The sequence below is a fragment of the Rhizobium sp. BK316 genome (genome assembly GCF_014193695.1).
GTDB lineage: Bacteria > Pseudomonadota > Alphaproteobacteria > Rhizobiales > Rhizobiaceae > Rhizobium.
Map to the genome: position 1 here is coordinate 311,333 of NZ_JACHZR010000002.1, position 14,181 is coordinate 325,513.

The 14,181-nt window shown below is 59.8% G+C and carries 16 protein-coding genes; 5 read left to right on the forward strand and 11 right to left on the reverse strand.

Annotation, left to right across the window (positions count from 1 at the left end):
- Positions 1 to 3: 3 nt before the first annotated feature.
- Positions 4 to 420 (reverse strand): VOC family protein, encoded by a 417-nt coding sequence (locus FHT87_RS10060; protein ID WP_183727897.1) that lies wholly within the window; start codon positions 418 to 420, stop codon positions 4 to 6.
- Positions 421 to 494: 74 nt separating this feature from the next.
- The gene (gene rph, locus FHT87_RS10065; protein ID WP_183727899.1) at positions 495 to 1,211 is read right to left on the reverse strand and encodes a ribonuclease PH; all 717 of its coding nucleotides are present in this window, start codon (positions 1,209 to 1,211) and stop codon (positions 495 to 497) included.
- A gap of 177 nt (positions 1,212 to 1,388) precedes the next feature.
- On the opposite strand from rph, the gene hrcA reads away from it, so the two are divergent.
- Both hrcA and grpE read left to right on the forward strand, forming a co-directional pair.
- A complete protein-coding gene (hrcA, locus tag FHT87_RS10070) occupies positions 1,389 to 2,477 on the forward strand; it encodes a heat-inducible transcriptional repressor HrcA (protein ID WP_183727901.1) in 1,089 nt (362 codons plus the stop codon).
- A 111-nt stretch (positions 2,478 to 2,588) separates the two neighbouring features.
- A complete protein-coding gene (gene grpE / locus FHT87_RS10075; RefSeq protein WP_183727903.1) occupies positions 2,589 to 3,224 on the forward strand; it encodes a nucleotide exchange factor GrpE in 636 nt (211 codons plus the stop codon).
- Between the two features lie 70 nt (positions 3,225 to 3,294).
- Here the strand turns inward: grpE and FHT87_RS10080 are convergent, their stop codons facing one another.
- Positions 3,295 to 4,239 (reverse strand): nucleoside hydrolase, encoded by a 945-nt coding sequence (locus FHT87_RS10080; protein WP_183801493.1) that lies wholly within the window; start codon positions 4,237 to 4,239, stop codon positions 3,295 to 3,297.
- Positions 4,240 to 4,521: 282 nt separating this feature from the next.
- Here FHT87_RS10080 and FHT87_RS10085 point away from each other — a divergent pair, with 282 nt between their 5' ends.
- The 3 genes from FHT87_RS10085 to FHT87_RS10095 all read left to right on the forward strand — a co-directional run bounded on the left by FHT87_RS10085 (position 4,522) and on the right by FHT87_RS10095 (position 5,597).
- Positions 4,522 to 4,947 carry an Hsp20 family protein gene (locus FHT87_RS10085; RefSeq protein WP_183727907.1) on the forward strand — a complete coding sequence of 142 codons (426 nt, stop codon included), beginning with the start codon at positions 4,522 to 4,524 and terminating at the stop codon, positions 4,945 to 4,947.
- Between the two features lie 47 nt (positions 4,948 to 4,994).
- Positions 4,995 to 5,252, forward strand: a complete 258-nt coding sequence (locus tag FHT87_RS10090; protein ID WP_183727909.1) for a DUF1150 family protein — start codon at positions 4,995 to 4,997, stop codon at positions 5,250 to 5,252.
- A 159-nt stretch (positions 5,253 to 5,411) separates the two neighbouring features.
- Positions 5,412 to 5,597 (forward strand): hypothetical protein, encoded by a 186-nt coding sequence (locus tag FHT87_RS10095; RefSeq protein WP_183727911.1) that lies wholly within the window; start codon positions 5,412 to 5,414, stop codon positions 5,595 to 5,597.
- A 57-nt stretch (positions 5,598 to 5,654) separates the two neighbouring features.
- Here the strand turns inward: FHT87_RS10095 and FHT87_RS10100 are convergent, their stop codons facing one another.
- The 8 genes from FHT87_RS10100 to miaB all read right to left on the reverse strand — a co-directional run bounded on the left by FHT87_RS10100 (position 5,655) and on the right by miaB (position 14,171).
- Positions 5,655 to 6,356, reverse strand: a complete 702-nt coding sequence (locus FHT87_RS10100) for a tRNA (guanosine(46)-N(7))-methyltransferase TrmB (protein WP_183727912.1) — start codon at positions 6,354 to 6,356, stop codon at positions 5,655 to 5,657.
- A complete protein-coding gene (gene metK / locus FHT87_RS10105) occupies positions 6,353 to 7,606 on the reverse strand; it encodes a methionine adenosyltransferase (RefSeq protein ID WP_183727914.1) in 1,254 nt (417 codons plus the stop codon). Before metK ends, FHT87_RS10100 begins: the two co-directional genes overlap by 4 nt.
- A gap of 180 nt (positions 7,607 to 7,786) precedes the next feature.
- A complete protein-coding gene (locus FHT87_RS10110) occupies positions 7,787 to 8,206 on the reverse strand; it encodes a helix-turn-helix domain-containing protein (protein WP_183727916.1) in 420 nt (139 codons plus the stop codon).
- A 153-nt stretch (positions 8,207 to 8,359) separates the two neighbouring features.
- A complete protein-coding gene (gene lnt / locus FHT87_RS10115) occupies positions 8,360 to 9,964 on the reverse strand; it encodes an apolipoprotein N-acyltransferase (protein ID WP_183801496.1) in 1,605 nt (534 codons plus the stop codon).
- Between the two features lie 78 nt (positions 9,965 to 10,042).
- Positions 10,043 to 11,179: a hemolysin family protein gene (locus FHT87_RS10120; protein WP_183801499.1), complete on the reverse strand. Its 1,137-nt coding sequence runs from the start codon at positions 11,177 to 11,179 to the stop codon at positions 10,043 to 10,045.
- The gene (gene ybeY, locus FHT87_RS10125) at positions 11,176 to 11,691 is read right to left on the reverse strand and encodes an rRNA maturation RNase YbeY (protein WP_183727927.1); all 516 of its coding nucleotides are present in this window, start codon (positions 11,689 to 11,691) and stop codon (positions 11,176 to 11,178) included. Before ybeY ends, FHT87_RS10120 begins: the two co-directional genes overlap by 4 nt.
- The gene (locus FHT87_RS10130) at positions 11,691 to 12,743 is read right to left on the reverse strand and encodes a PhoH family protein (RefSeq protein WP_183801502.1); all 1,053 of its coding nucleotides are present in this window, start codon (positions 12,741 to 12,743) and stop codon (positions 11,691 to 11,693) included. The genes ybeY and FHT87_RS10130 overlap by 1 nt, the downstream gene beginning before the upstream one ends.
- 18 nt (positions 12,744 to 12,761) lie before the next feature.
- On the reverse strand, positions 12,762 to 14,171 hold the full coding sequence (gene miaB, locus FHT87_RS10135) for a tRNA (N6-isopentenyl adenosine(37)-C2)-methylthiotransferase MiaB (RefSeq protein ID WP_183801506.1): 1,410 nt from the start codon (positions 14,169 to 14,171) through the stop codon (positions 12,762 to 12,764).
- Positions 14,172 to 14,181: the final 10 nt, after the last annotated feature.

The window sequence follows — 14,181 nt, forward strand, 5'->3', positions numbered from 1 at the left end:
TCCTTATTCCATGCCCCAGATTTTCGCTTCCGCGCATTCCAGGCTGTTGCCGCTGGGATCGCGGAAATAAATGGATCGGCCGCCCTGCGGCCAGTGAACCTCGGATTCGATAGCGGTGCCGGCAGCCTTCAGCTTCCTGGCCATCGCATCGAGATCATCTCCCGAAACCCTGAAGCAGGCATGGCCCTTTCCGGTCGTGCCATGCGGCGGAACCTGCAGGCTGTCAGGCGCCGGCGGCTTCACCGTTTCCTCCGGGTTGAAGATCAGAAGCACGCCCGGCCCGCAGCGGAAGAACACATGGCGGTTGCCCGAACGTGTAATCTTCTCAAGGCCCAGCACATTCCCGTAAAAAGCTTCGGCCGCATCGAGATCGGTCGCGTAAAGCGCAGTTTCGAGAATGCCTTCGATGGGTTGTGCCATTGCCCGCCCCTTGTCCGACCTCGCCCCCGGAAGCAGGGACATGGAAATTCACTGGCGAGGCTTGAATGGAAGCCTCAGGCGATCGCCTGCTTTTGCAAGTCGACCAGTTCGGTAATGCCTGCCTTGGCAAGGCCCATCAGCGAAGAGAATTCCTCCTCGGTGAAAGGCGTGCCTTCTGCCGTGCCCTGGATCTCGACGATGCCGCCGGCTCCCGTCATGACGAAATTGGCATCGGTCTCGGCTGAGGAATCTTCGAGATAGTCGAGGTCGATGACTGGCTGGTTGGCGAAGATGCCACAGGAAATCGCCGCGACATGATCCTTCAGCACGCGGTCGGCCTTGATCATGTTGCGGGTTTCCATCCAGCGCAGGCAGTCGTAAAGCGCAATCCAGCCACCGGTGATCGAGGCCGTGCGCGTGCCGCCATCTGCCTGGATGACATCGCAGTCGAGCGTGATCTGGCGTTCGCCGAGCGCAGTCAGATCGACCACGGCGCGCAGCGAGCGGCCGATGAGGCGCTGGATTTCCTGCGTGCGGCCGCCCTGCTTGCCGGCAGCGGCTTCGCGCTTCATGCGTTCGCCGGTTGCGCGCGGCAGCATGCCGTATTCGGCCGTGACCCAGCCCTTTCCGGTGTTGCGCAGCCACGGCGGCGTCTTGTCTTCCAGGCTTGCGGTGCAGAGCACATGCGTATCGCCGAACTTCACCAGGCAGGATCCCTCGGCATGCTTGGAAAAATTGCGCTCGAAGGAGACCTTGCGCATCTGGTCGGTTTTTCTGCCTGAAGGCCGCATTCTCTTCTCCTGAAACAGGATGCCGAAAAGCGGCAGCGCTTCCCGGCAATTCCATGCATGCATTGTATCGTCGCCCGCTTCTACGATTGGCTGCGCGCATTTGCAAATTCCCTTTTGCCACGGGGGGCAGATTGGCTATATTTCCCTGATATCATTCAGTGCGGGTGCGAAAAGTTCATGAGCTACAGGTCGACATCAATTTCGGATGCCGTGGCCGCGCTGGATGAACGATCCAAGGAAATCTTCCGGCGCATCGTCGAAGGCTATCTCGAGCATGGCGAGCCCCTCGGTTCCCGCAACCTCTCGCGTCTTCTGCCCATGTCACTGTCGCCCGCCTCCGTGCGCAACGTCATGAGCGACCTGGAGGAATTGGGGCTCATCTATTCGCCGCATGTCAGCGCCGGCCGCCTGCCCACGCAGGTGGGCTTACGTTTCTTTGTCGACGCCTTCATGCAGGTTGGCGATCTCTCGGCGGAGGAACGGGCCAGTATCGACCGACAGGTGCGGGCTGGAAACCGCGACAATCCTGTGGAATCGATGATGAACGAGGCAAGCCGCATGCTCTCGGGCATTTCGCGCGGCGCCGGTCTCGTCATTACCTCCAAGAGCGATTCGGTGCTGAAACATGTCGAGTTCATCCGCCTGGAGCCCACCAAGGCACTGGCGGTGCTTGTCGGCGATCACGATCAGGTGGAAAACCGCATCATCGAGCTGCCCGCAGGCGTCACCTCTTCGCAGCTCACCGAAGCCGCCAATTTCCTCAATGCGCACATGACCGGCCAGACGCTGCCGGAATTGCGCCTGCAATTGAGCCGGCTGAAAGATGAAGTTCGCCTCGAGCTCGATGCACTGTCGCAGGATCTCGTGGAGCGCGGTATCGCCGTCTGGGCCGGCAGTTCGGACGAGTCCAAGCCGGCACAGCTGATCATTCGCGGCCGCGCAAACCTGCTGGAAGGTGTCGGCGGCACGGAAGATCTCGACCGGCTGCGCCTGCTTTTCGACGATCTCGAGAAGAAGGATAGCTTGATCGAGCTCCTGAATCTCGCCGAAAGCGGACCCGGTGTGCGTATCTTCATCGGTTCGGAGAACAAGCTCTTCTCGCTTTCCGGCTCCTCGCTCATCGTTGCTCCCTACCGCGACGACGATGACCGCATCGTCGGCGCGGTAGGCGTGATCGGCCCCACACGGCTCAATTACTCCCGCATCGTGCCGATGGTGGATTATACGGCTCAGCTCGTGTCGCGCCTTTCGCGCGGTTCTCTCTGATCGCTCGTGCGGAACCGGCGGAATTTCAGCTTCTTCGTCACGCAGACTTGATTTTTTCCGGCCAAACATCGATATCGGGCGCATCTGAGAAGACACCAACCGGAGACCGTCATGACCGATGAAACGACGCAGAACGGACCTGACGCAGCTGCAGCGGAAGCCGCAGCCGAAGCTGCCGCAAACGTCGAGAATGAAGCCGTGAAGGAAGCTGTTGCGAGCGAACCCGATCCGCTTGAGCTTCTGAAGGCTGAAAATGCTGAACTGCGCGACCGCTATCTGCGGCTCGCTGCCGAAATGGACAATCTGCGCCGCCGCACGGAGCGCGAGGTCAAGGACGCCAAGTCCTATTCTGTCGCAGGCTTCGCCCGTGACATGCTGGCCGTTTCGGACAACCTGCGTCGCGCGCTCGATGCTATTCCGCCGGAAGCCAAGGCTACTGGCGATGCCGGCCTGACAACGCTGATTGAAGGCGTGGATATGACCGAGCGTTCCATGCTCTCGGCACTCGAGCGCCACGGCGTTCGCAAGCTGGAGCCGGTCGGCCAGAAGTTCGACCCGAACTTCCATCAGGCGATGTTCGAAGTGCCGAATACCGAAGTGCCGAACAATACGGTCGTGCAGGTGGTGCAGGCCGGTTTTTCCATCGGCGAGCGCGTGCTGCGCCCGGCGATGGTCGGCGTCGCCAAGGGCGGTCCGAAACTCGTGGAAGCCGAGGCCAACTCGGTGCTGGACGAGAAGGACGCCTGAGGCGACAGGAATCCTGACAATGAAGAAAGGCCGCGCGAGCGGCCTTTCTTGTTCCTGTAGCCTTGGTGGATCATATCCGCGCGAAGCGCTCGATCAGCAGATCGAAAAAGCCGTCGGCATCCACGTGGCGCATGACCTTCGCATTGCGCTTGCGGTCGGTCACATGCCACCAGTCGACGACCGTCATGCCGACAGTCAGTTCCGACGTCACTTCGATCTCGACATTGCAGTCCCGGCCCTTGAAGAGTTCGGGTTTCAGCAGATAGGCGACCGTTGTCGGGTCGTGCAGCGGGCCGCCGTCCGAGCCGTATTTTTCTATGTCGAAGCGCTCGAAGAATTCCAGCATCTCCACCATCGCCTTGGCCGGCGGAGTGCCGATCTCGGCCATGCGCTTCACGCGGTCCTTGCGGGTCAGAAGCTGGTGTGTCACGTCGAGCGGCATCATGACGATGGGCACGCCCGAGCGGAACACGATATCGGCGGCTTCCGGATCGACGTAGATGTTGAATTCGGCGGCCGGCGTGATGTTGCCGCCTTCAAAGAAACCGCCGCCCATCATCACCAGTTCCCGGATACGCGTGATGATATCAGGCGCCTTCTGGAAGGCCATGCCGATATTCGTCAACGGTCCGAGCGTACAGAGCGTGACGGTGCCTTCCGGTTCGCGTCGCAGCGTTTCGATGATGAAGTCGACGGAATGCTGCGCCTGCAGCGGCATCGTCGGTTCGGGAAGTGTCGGGCCATCGAGGCCTGTCTTGCCATGCACGTGCTCGGCAGTGACCAGTTTGCGCGCGATCGGCCGGTCGGCGCCGGCAAAGACCTTGATGTCGATCCGCTTGCAAAGCTCGCAGATGATGCGCGCGTTGCGGCTTGTCAGAGACAGCGGCACGTTGCCGGCGACGGTGGTGATGCCCAGCACGTCGAGCTCTTCCGGGCTGCCGAAGGCCAGCATGATCGCGGCGGCATCGTCCTGGCCGGGGTCGGTGTCGATAATGATCTTTCTCGGTTCTGCCATCCGGGTAGTTCCATCCTGTGGTGCGCGTCGCTCTAGCATGCACCTTCTCATTGTCTTCATGCTCCCGTCGCAAATCAGCACATCGCGCCGGGGCATGTTTTGATGGGGGGCGCTACGTCCTTTGTCAAGGAAACGGTCTCATGAGGCTTTACCTTAAAATGCGAGAGGCCTGACCGACGGCTATCACGCCTTGCAGCGGGCAACCGTCGTTCCCATATTAACGGGTACCCGGATGCTGCATGTGAGGTCCGGAGAGGTCGCTTGCATCAAGGACTTTGGAAGATGAGCCGCATCACCCCTTTCGCCAGCCCGCTGCTTCTGGGCTTCGATGCCATGGAAAAGACGCTTGAGCGTATTTCCAAGGCGAGCGACGGATATCCACCCTACAACATAGAGCGTATCGCCGCAGGTGACGACGCGCCCGAACGTCTGCGAATTACGCTTGCCGTCGCCGGTTTCAGCGAAGAAGAGCTTGATGTGTCCACTGAGGAGAACCAGCTTCTGATCCGTGGCCGTCAGCTCGATCAGGGCGAGCGCGATTACCTCTACCGCGGTATTGCGGCGAGACAGTTCCAGCGCACCTTCGTTCTCGCCGATGGCATGCAGGTTTTAGGCGCAAGCCTGAAGAACGGTCTGCTCTCTGTCGATCTAATTCGACCGGAACCGGCGCGCATGGTCAAGAAAATTAACATTTCGGTTTCACAGTAGCACAACGGTTTGTTGAACCGTTGGTCCCTTCTCCCGGAGGAACAGGAATGTTGATGAAAGAAGCCACGTCGCGTCTGACCAAATCCGAACTTGCCGGCATCGGCAATGGCGAGGTCGCCTATATCCGCAAAATACGTACCGAAGAGGTTGCCAAGTGCTTCCCCGAGGCGCCGGATATCGATCCGAACGTTGATCTCTGGGCATTGTTCGGCGCCGATGGTACACCGATCCTGCTGACGGACAACCGCTCGAGCACCTTCTTCAAGGCTGCCGAAGACGAGCTGAAGACGGTCAGCCTGCATTGATCACGACCGGTCTGCCGCAGGGGCTGGCCGTCGGAATGCATGTGTGAAGAATGGTAATGGGCGATGCGAGGGACCCATGCTGGTCCCTTGCCCATGCGTATAGCCGCCTTCCAGCGTTTTCCCATTTTTGACGACGCGGAGGCCGCGGCCGATGTGATATTGAGCGATTTGCTCTGGGCCGACGCACATGGCGTCGATCTCGCCCTCTTTTCCGAATCCTATCTCCAGGGACATAGCTACCGGCAGAGCCTGATTGAGCGCCGTGCGGTATCGCTCGACAGCCCGGTCTTCCTTTCGATCCTTGAAAAGCTCGCACCGACAAGGGCAACTGCCGTCATCGGCTGAAGGCGTCGAGGATGTCGTGATGGCCGATTTGCCCTGAAAGCTCACATTTAAGTAGGTTCAGACGCGCCTGAAGGTGAGATAGGCCGAGGAGCGGCCTTCACGGCGGGCCTTGGCTTCATAGCGGGTGCTCGGCCAGCCTTCATAGGGCGTCAGCCAGTCGGCGGCATTCTGCGCCATCCATTCGAAGCCGCCATGGTCGCGGCATTTCAACAGCGTCCAGTTCACATAGGTGTCGATATCGGAGGCGAAGCAGAAGTGCCCGCCCGGCTTCAGCACGCGGTGAAAACGATCGAGATTGGTCTTCGAGACGAAGCGCCGCTTCCAGTGCTTTCGCTTCGGCCAGGGATCGGGATAGAGCAGGTCGATCTGATCGAGGCAGTTATCGGGAAGCCAGTCGAGAAGTTGCGTCGCATCGTCATTGTAGACGCGCACGTTGCGCGCACCTGTTTCATCGACACGCGCCAGCAGCTTCTGCATGGAGTTGATGAAGGGCTCGACGCCGATAAAGCCCGTTGAAGGCGTTTCCAGCGCGCGGTGGATGAGATGCTCCCCGCCGCCGAAGCCGATCTCCAGCCGCATCTTTTCGACCGCGACGGGGAAAAGCTTCTTCAGCGGCTCTGGGGGAGCCGCTGAGAGATCGACAATGAATGCCGGGAGTAGGGTAGCGAGCCTTTCGGCCTGCTGTTCACGCAGAGCCTTCCCCTTGCGGCGACCGAAGAAGGCTTCGGTCGCCCGGCCCCGGCGCTCCATGTCCGTCATGCAGCAGCCTTGGTCCTGACGGCATCCTTGAGCGCCTTCACGAGGTCCGTGCGCTCCCAGGAGAACGAGCCGTCTCGGCCGGCCTTGCGGCCGAAATGGCCGTAAGCCGAGGTCTTGGCATAGATCGGCTTATTGAGGTCGAGGTGACGACGGATGCCCGACGGCGACAGGTCCATGTTCTGACGGATCGCGGCTTCGACCTGATCTTCGGAAACACCCTTGCCGGTGCCGTGCAGGTCGACATAGATCGACAGCGGCTGCGCGACGCCGATGGCGTAGGAGAGCTGGATCGTGCAACGGTCGGAAAGGCCGGCAGCGACGACGTTCTTGGCGAGGTAGCGCGCAGCATAGGCGGCAGAACGGTCGACCTTGGTCGTGTCCTTGCCGGAGAATGCGCCGCCGCCATGCGGAGCAGCACCGCCGTAGGTGTCGACGATGATCTTGCGGCCGGTGAGGCCGGCATCACCATCCGGGCCGCCGATGACGAACTTGCCGGTGGGGTTGATGTACCACTTGCAATCGTCGGCGATCTTCAGGTCGCCGAGGGCTTCGCGGATATAGGGCTCGACGACGCTGCGAACCTTCTTCGAATCCCAGCTTTCGTCGAGATGCTGGGTGGAAAGAACGATCGAGGTGGCTTCCGCCGGCTTGCCATCGACATAGCGTACGGTCACCTGGCTCTTGGCGTCGGGGCCGAGCTTTGCGACTTCGCCTTCGCCCTTCTTGCGGGCAGTGGCGAGCAGCTGCAGGATCTTGTGGGAATAGTAGATCGGCGCCGGCATGAGGTCAGGGGTTTCCTTGCAGGCGTAGCCGAACATGATGCCCTGGTCGCCGGCACCTTCGTCGCCCTGCTGGTCGGCGGCGCTGTCTACGCCCTGGGCGATGTCGGCCGACTGCGAGTGCAAGAGCACGTCGATCTTGGCCTTCTTCCAGTGGAAGCCGTCCTGCTCGTAGCCGATGTCCTTGATGGCGCGACGGGCCGCAGCCTTGAACTTCGACGGGTTGATGACGTCCTTGCCGTCCTTGTCCTTCTTCATCAGGCTCGGCGGCAGGCGAACTTCGCCGGCGATGACGACGCGGTTGGTCGTTGCGAGAGTTTCGCAGGCAATGCGCACGCCCCACGGATTGACGCCCGTCTTTGCCGCTTCGCGGTAGACCAGATCGACGATCTCGTCGGAGATGCGGTCACACACCTTGTCCGGGTGACCTTCGGCAACAGATTCGCTGGTAAAGAGATAGTTCGCGCGCATTCCGGGATTCCCCTCAAAGAATAAAAGCAGCCTAGTAGGTACTCAGTTCGTGCCTGAATGACAAGCACAGAAGGACATAAATATATCTTTATATCTGCGGCGAAATGACAAATTTTGCCCCAAAAACGCAAAAAGGCGGCCTTTTGGGCCGCCTTGAGTTTTTCCGAGCTTTGGGGACGCTCAGTCGGAGTCGGCTTCCGCCGCCAGTGCTTTCACCAGCTCGACGACCTTGCGACGAACCTTGGGATCGGTGATCTTCACAAATGCACGGTTGAGCTGGAGTCCCTCCGAAGAGGAGAGGAAATCGACGACGTAGTTCGAGCTCGAGGCTTCCGACATGCCGGTCACGGCACCGGAATGTTCTCCGGGAGCGTCTTCGAAAAAGAAGGAAACGGGAACGTTGAGGATGCTCGAAATATTCTGGAGGCGGCTGGCGCCAACGCGGTTGGTGCCCTTTTCGTATTTCTGGATTTGCTGAAAGGTGATGCCGAGGCTTTCCCCGAGCTTCTCCTGACTCATCCCCAACATGGTACGGCGAAGTCGAATGCGGCTACCGACATGGATATCGATAGGATTCGGCTTCTTCTTATTTTCAATCATGGTCGTGCCCTAGCAAAGAAAAATTCAACCTTGTTCTAACCGGCATGCCCTGACCTCATTCCGTAACGCCACGTTGCAAGTCGCGATAACCCACCCTGAAGCATACGTTACTAACGCCGATTGCTGCCACTATGCAATTTTAGGGGTTTTTGGTCAATTCAACCTGAAAATAAAACCCCTGCGTGAAATTAGCGCAATGCCTATCAGTAACGTTTCAGTCAACCAGAAGTACGCTTGGCGGGGAAAGGGGCTTCCTTTGTTTTTTTCAAATCCATCGAGAGTTGCATCAATAAAGCCGATTTCGTCCAATTTAAGACCTGAAACGATTTCGCCACGCGCGTCTACAACCGCCGAAATTCCGTTATTCGCATCGCGAATCAGCGGCAAACCGGTTTCGACCGCCCGTACGCGTGCCTGCTGGAAATGCTGGTAGGGACCCGGTGTTGAGCCGAACCAGCTATCATTCGTGATGTTGAGAATGGCGTTCGCTTGGCCGATGTCGCCGGTCATTTCGTCCGGGAAGATGATTTCGTAGCAGACGAGCGGATAGAGTTTCAGTCCGCTCGGAAGCTCGAGCAGATGCCGGCTGGCGGCCGCCGAAAAACCGCCCGGCATCTCCACCACATTCTGGATACCGAGTTCGTTGAGCATGTCCTCGAAGGGAAGATATTCGCCGAAGGGAACGAGATGCACCTTGTCGGAGGCGGCGACGATCTGCCCCCGGCCGTCGATCACATAGATCGAATTGTAGTAGCGGGTGGGATAGCCGGGGCCGAGCTCTTCGGCGCGCACGGCGCCCGCAATCAGGATCTGGTCGTCGTCGAGCGTATCGGCAATCCGCGTCAACGCATCCTTGTTATCGGTGAGGATGAAGGGAATCGAGGTTTCCGGCCAGACGATGATGTCGGGCTTCCTGCCGCCTTCCTTGGGAGCTTCCGTCGAAAGCTTGAGATGTGTCTCGAAGATCGCCTCGCGATCCGCATCATTGTCCATCTTGACCGATTGATCGATTGCCGGCTGGACCAGGCGAACGACAGGCCGCTTGTCCTCGGGTAACGCCTCGGGCTTCGGGGTGAGATAAAGGATATAGGCGCCGTAACCGAGATGCGCTGCAAAGAGGATTGCCGCGAGACTGACGCCGAGTTTCGCTCCCTGCCGGGTTCCGATGAGGGCAGGAGCGGCAAAGACGAAGACCGAGAGAGCCGTCACCCCCATGGTGCCGATCACATGCGCGGACTGCATCATGAGAGGCATGGGCATCATGCCATAGCCGATGGCGTTCCACGGAAAACCGGTGAAGATGAAACTGCGTACCCACTCAAGCAGGCCGAAGCTGGCAGCAAGTGCTGCAATCCGCCCCATGCCGTCGGACCAGAAGATACGCGCAAGTGCTGCAGCCAACCCATAAAAGATGGCAAGGCAGGATGGAAGCCCGAGGACTGCGAGCGGCAAGGCCCAGGCAAACTCGTCTGAATCGATCAGCAGTGCATGCCCAAGCCACCAAAGTCCGGCGACGAAATAGCCGAAGCCGAACAGCCAGCCCGTGGCAAAGGCCGGCCAGAGCCTGCCGAGAAGGCTGCTTTCCGGTGAGGCGGCCGCTCCGTCGATCAGCCAGACGAGCAGCGTGAAGGAAACGAACATCGCGGCGAAGAAGCCGACGGGAGGCAGTGCCAGGACGCCAAAGGCGCCTGCTGCGATCGCAAGCGTTGACCGTTTGAAACCCCAGACGAGGATAGTCCTGTCCGCAAGCCGCTCCATGCGCACTCCCATCAAAGCCGCGAATCAATCCAGTCGCAGTCTTTCAAAAAAGCGCGCGCTTGTCGTGTTACGGAACGGTCAGTTTGCGGTCGATTCCGCCGGCCGGTCGTCATTTCCGTCGCCAATGGGCGGCCCGTCACCATCCGCCTTGACGCGGCGGCGGATTGCCTGGCGCTTGCGTGTGATGCGCACCCGCTTGATGCGGCGCGGATCGGCATCGAGGATGTGGAACTCGAAGTCGGGCAGGGCCTGGACGACTTCACCGCGCACCGGGATGCGCCCCAGTGCCGAGAAGATCAGACCGCCCAGCGTATCGACCTCGTCGATCTGTTCGCTGATGTCGAAATCCGGGCCGATGGCTTCGGCAATGTCCTCGAGTTCGACACGGGCGTCGGCAACGAAGACATCTTCAGAAACGCGCTTGAACATGACTTCTTCATCATCATGTTCGTCGTCGATATCGCCGATCACCATCTCCACGATGTCTTCGTGCGAGGCAAGGCCATCGGTACCGCCATATTCGTCGATGACCAGCGCCATCTGCGTGCGGTTTACCTGCATGCGACGCAGCAGATCGGAGGCCAGCATCGAGGGCGGCACGAAGAGGATCTGCCTGATAATGCCGGTTTCGGCGAGCGTCTTCTGCAGGTCCACGCGTCCGAGGTCGAAGTTCGGCTTGGCCGAGCGCGGCGCCCTCTGGATGTTTTCCGGAGAGACCTCGATCGCCGGCGCGCCTGCCGCCGGCTTCGTGCCGCTGCGGCGCTTGTTGCGCGCCTGCTTGGCGATATAGGAAAGAAGGTCGCGGATATGCACCATGCCGCGCGGATCGTCGAGCGTTTCGGCATAGACCGGCATGCGCGAGCGGCCGCTTTCCTCGAAGAGGATCATCAATTCGCCGATGGTAATGGTCTGGTCGACCGCCTCGATATCGGCACGCGGCACCATGACGTCGGCGACGCGCACTTCGCGGAAGCGCAGGATATTATGGAGCATCGCCCGCTCATCGGGCGAAAAGGCATCGGCCGCTGCCGGGTCGGTCATCAGCGCATCGGCGATATCTTCGCGCAGGCGCGAACCCTGTTGTGGTCTTAAGATGCGCGCAGCGCGCGACCAGAAGGATTGCGGTCGGTGTCGACTACTGCCACCCTCGTCGGAAGAGGAGGATTGGTCCGAGTCCTTGGCGTCTGACGCCGGCTTCGTTGAAAAGTCGCTCATGGTTCCATTTTAAGGTCTTGACCCTCGTAGGGGTCAGATAGGCCGAGTACTGCCAAAATGCGAGTCTCCAGCCCCTCCATAATTTCGGCTTCGTCATTATTCATATGGTCGTAGCCGAGCAGATGCAAGAAACCATGCACCATAAGATGAGTGAGATGATCGTCAAAGCTCTTTTCGAGCTCTCGCGCCTCGCGCTCTACTGTTTCTAGGGCGATGATGATATCGCCGAGCATCGGGCCGGGCATTTTGCCGGGTTTGACCGGAAAGGCCGGAAATGACAGCACGTTGGTCGGCTTGTCCTTGCCGCGCCATTCCGCATTGATGTCCTGGATGGAGGCATCGTCGGTAAAGACGAGCGAAACTTCCGGCGGCATCTTCGGGAAGGGCTGCTTTTCCTCTTCCCGCAAATAAGTGGCCGCCGCACCCAGTACGCGTTCGCCAAGGGCATGCAACACGTCTTCGGCGGGCCAGCCCATGTCCTCGATGCTGATCTGTATGTCGAGCTCGGCCATCAGTCCTGCCGGCTGGCCTCTTCGTTTGCCGCTATATAGGTTGCGTCATAGGCCTTGACGATACGACCGACCAGCGGATGGCGCACGACGTCGACATCCTTGAAGCGCACCATCGAAATGCCCTCGACATCGTTCAGCAGATGCAGCGCTTCCACGAGGCCGGATTTGACGCCGCGCGGCAGGTCGATCTGGCTCGGGTCGCCGGTGATGATCATCCGCGAATTCTCGCCAAGACGCGTCAGGAACATCTTCATCTGCATCGCAGTGGTGTTCTGCGCCTCATCGAGGATGATTGCAGCGTTGGCGAGCGTGCGTCCGCGCATAAAGGCGAGCGGCGCAATTTCGATGACGCCGGCGGTGATCGCCCGCTCGACCTTGTCGCCCGGGATCATGTCGTAAAGCGCGTCGTAGAGCGGGCGCAGATAAGGATCGACCTTCTCTTTCATGTCGCCCGGCAGGAAGCCCAGGCGCTCGCCGGCTTCGACCGCCGGTCGCGACAGGATGATCTTCTCGACGGCGCCGCGCTCAAGAAGCTGGGCCGCATGGGCGACGGCAAGATAGGTCTTGCCCGTACCGGCAGGGCCGACGCCGAACACCATCTCCGAGCGCTCCAGCGCCCGCATATAGGCATCCTGTGTCGGCGTGCGTGCAATAATGGTCTTTTTGCGCGTCGAAATCTGCGCCATCGTCAATTTGGCTTTTTTCTCCATCGTCGGCAGCGTGAGCTGGTCGTCGGCGGCAACCGCCATGCGAATTGCGCCTTCCACATCTGAATGCTCCACACTGCCGCCTTTCTGGAGTTTTTCATAGAGGTAATCCAGTGTGCGCCGCGCCTGATTGGTCGCCAGCACATCGCCAGTAATGACAACGGAATTACCGCGCGCCCGCGCATCGATATTGAGCCGCTGTTCCAAGAGCTTCAGATTCTGGTCGAACTGTCCGAAAAGTTCGCTGGCGAACCGGTTGTTCTCGAACGTCAGGACGAAGTGATTGGCGTCGCTCGCAATGCGTGGGTGGCGCGGTGAAGTAGAAACCAATTCCTGTCCGTTCAAGCGGTCGAGCTCCCTGGGTTAAACCTCAGCCTCTGCGCGTTCGGCAAACAGGCTGTTGGTTCCGGTTCCTGTGATTCGCACTTTAATAATGTCACCGATTTGCGATGCTTTTGCATCAACATTCACGGACTGCAGCCACGGTGAGCGTCCGATGAGCTGTCCAGGCATGCGGCCCGGCTTTTCGAGGAGAAGATCGATTTCCTTGCCGATGCAGGACTCGTTGAATTCCTGCGTCTGCTTGAGAAGCAGCGCCTGCAGGCGTTCTAGCCGTTCTGCCTTGATATCTTCCGGCACTTGGTCCTTCAATTCCGCCCCGGGGGTACCCGGCCGCGTCGAATATTTGAACGAGAAGGCCTGCGCGTAACGCACCTTCTCAACGAGTTTTAGTGTATCCTCAAATTCCGCATCTGTCTCCCCCGGAAAGCCGGTAATGAAGTCGCCGGAGAGGGCTATGTCGGGACGCGCCTTGCGGATGCGCTCGATGAGGGAGAGGTATTCTGCTGCCATGTGCCGGCGGTTCATGGCTTTGAGAATACGGTCAGAACCCGCCTGAACCGGCAGGTGCAGATAAGGCATCAGCGTGCGAAGGTCGCGATGCGCCTCGATCAGCCGATCGTCCATGTCGCGTGGATGGCTGGTCGTGTAGCGAAGCCGCGCAAGGCCGGGGATATCGGCAAGCCGGTAGAGCAGGTCGCCAAGGCTCCACTCCTCGCCCTTCGGGCCGAGGCCATGCCAGGCATTGACGTTCTGTCCAAGAAGGGTGATTTCGCGCACGCCGCCATCGACGAGCCGCATTGCCTCTTCGACGATCTGAGAGACCGGTCGCGAGACCTCGGAACCGCGCGTATAGGGCACGACGCAGAAGGTGCAGAATTTGTCGCAGCCTTCCTGCACGGTCAGGAAGGAAGTCACGCCGCGGGCACGGATCTTCGGCGCCTCGGCAATCGGCAGGTGCTCGAACTTGTCCTCGATCGCATATTCCGTATCGACGACGCGATGGCCTTCCTTGGCGCGGCGCAGGGCTTCGGGCAGGCGGTGATAGGTCTGCGGGCCGATAACGACATCGACAGCCGGTGCGCGACGCAGGATTTCTTCGCCTTCAGCCTGAGCGACGCATCCAGTGACACCGATCATCATCTCGCGGCCGTCGGCAGCCTTGCGTTTCTTCATCTCGCGCAGGCGCCCGAGCGCGGAATAGACCTTCTCGGCGGCCTTCTCGCGGATATGACAGGTATTGAGCAGAACGAGGTCGGCCTCTTCCATGTCCTCGGTCGGCTCATAGCCGTCGCGCGCAAGAGCATCGCTCATGCGCGTCGAGTCATAGACGTTCATCTGGCAGCCATAGGTCTTGATGAAAACCTTGCGGCTGTTGGAGCCATCGCGGAGAGAAGTCTCCGGGGCAAGAAGAAGGGCGCTGTCCTGGGTCATGGCGCGCTAT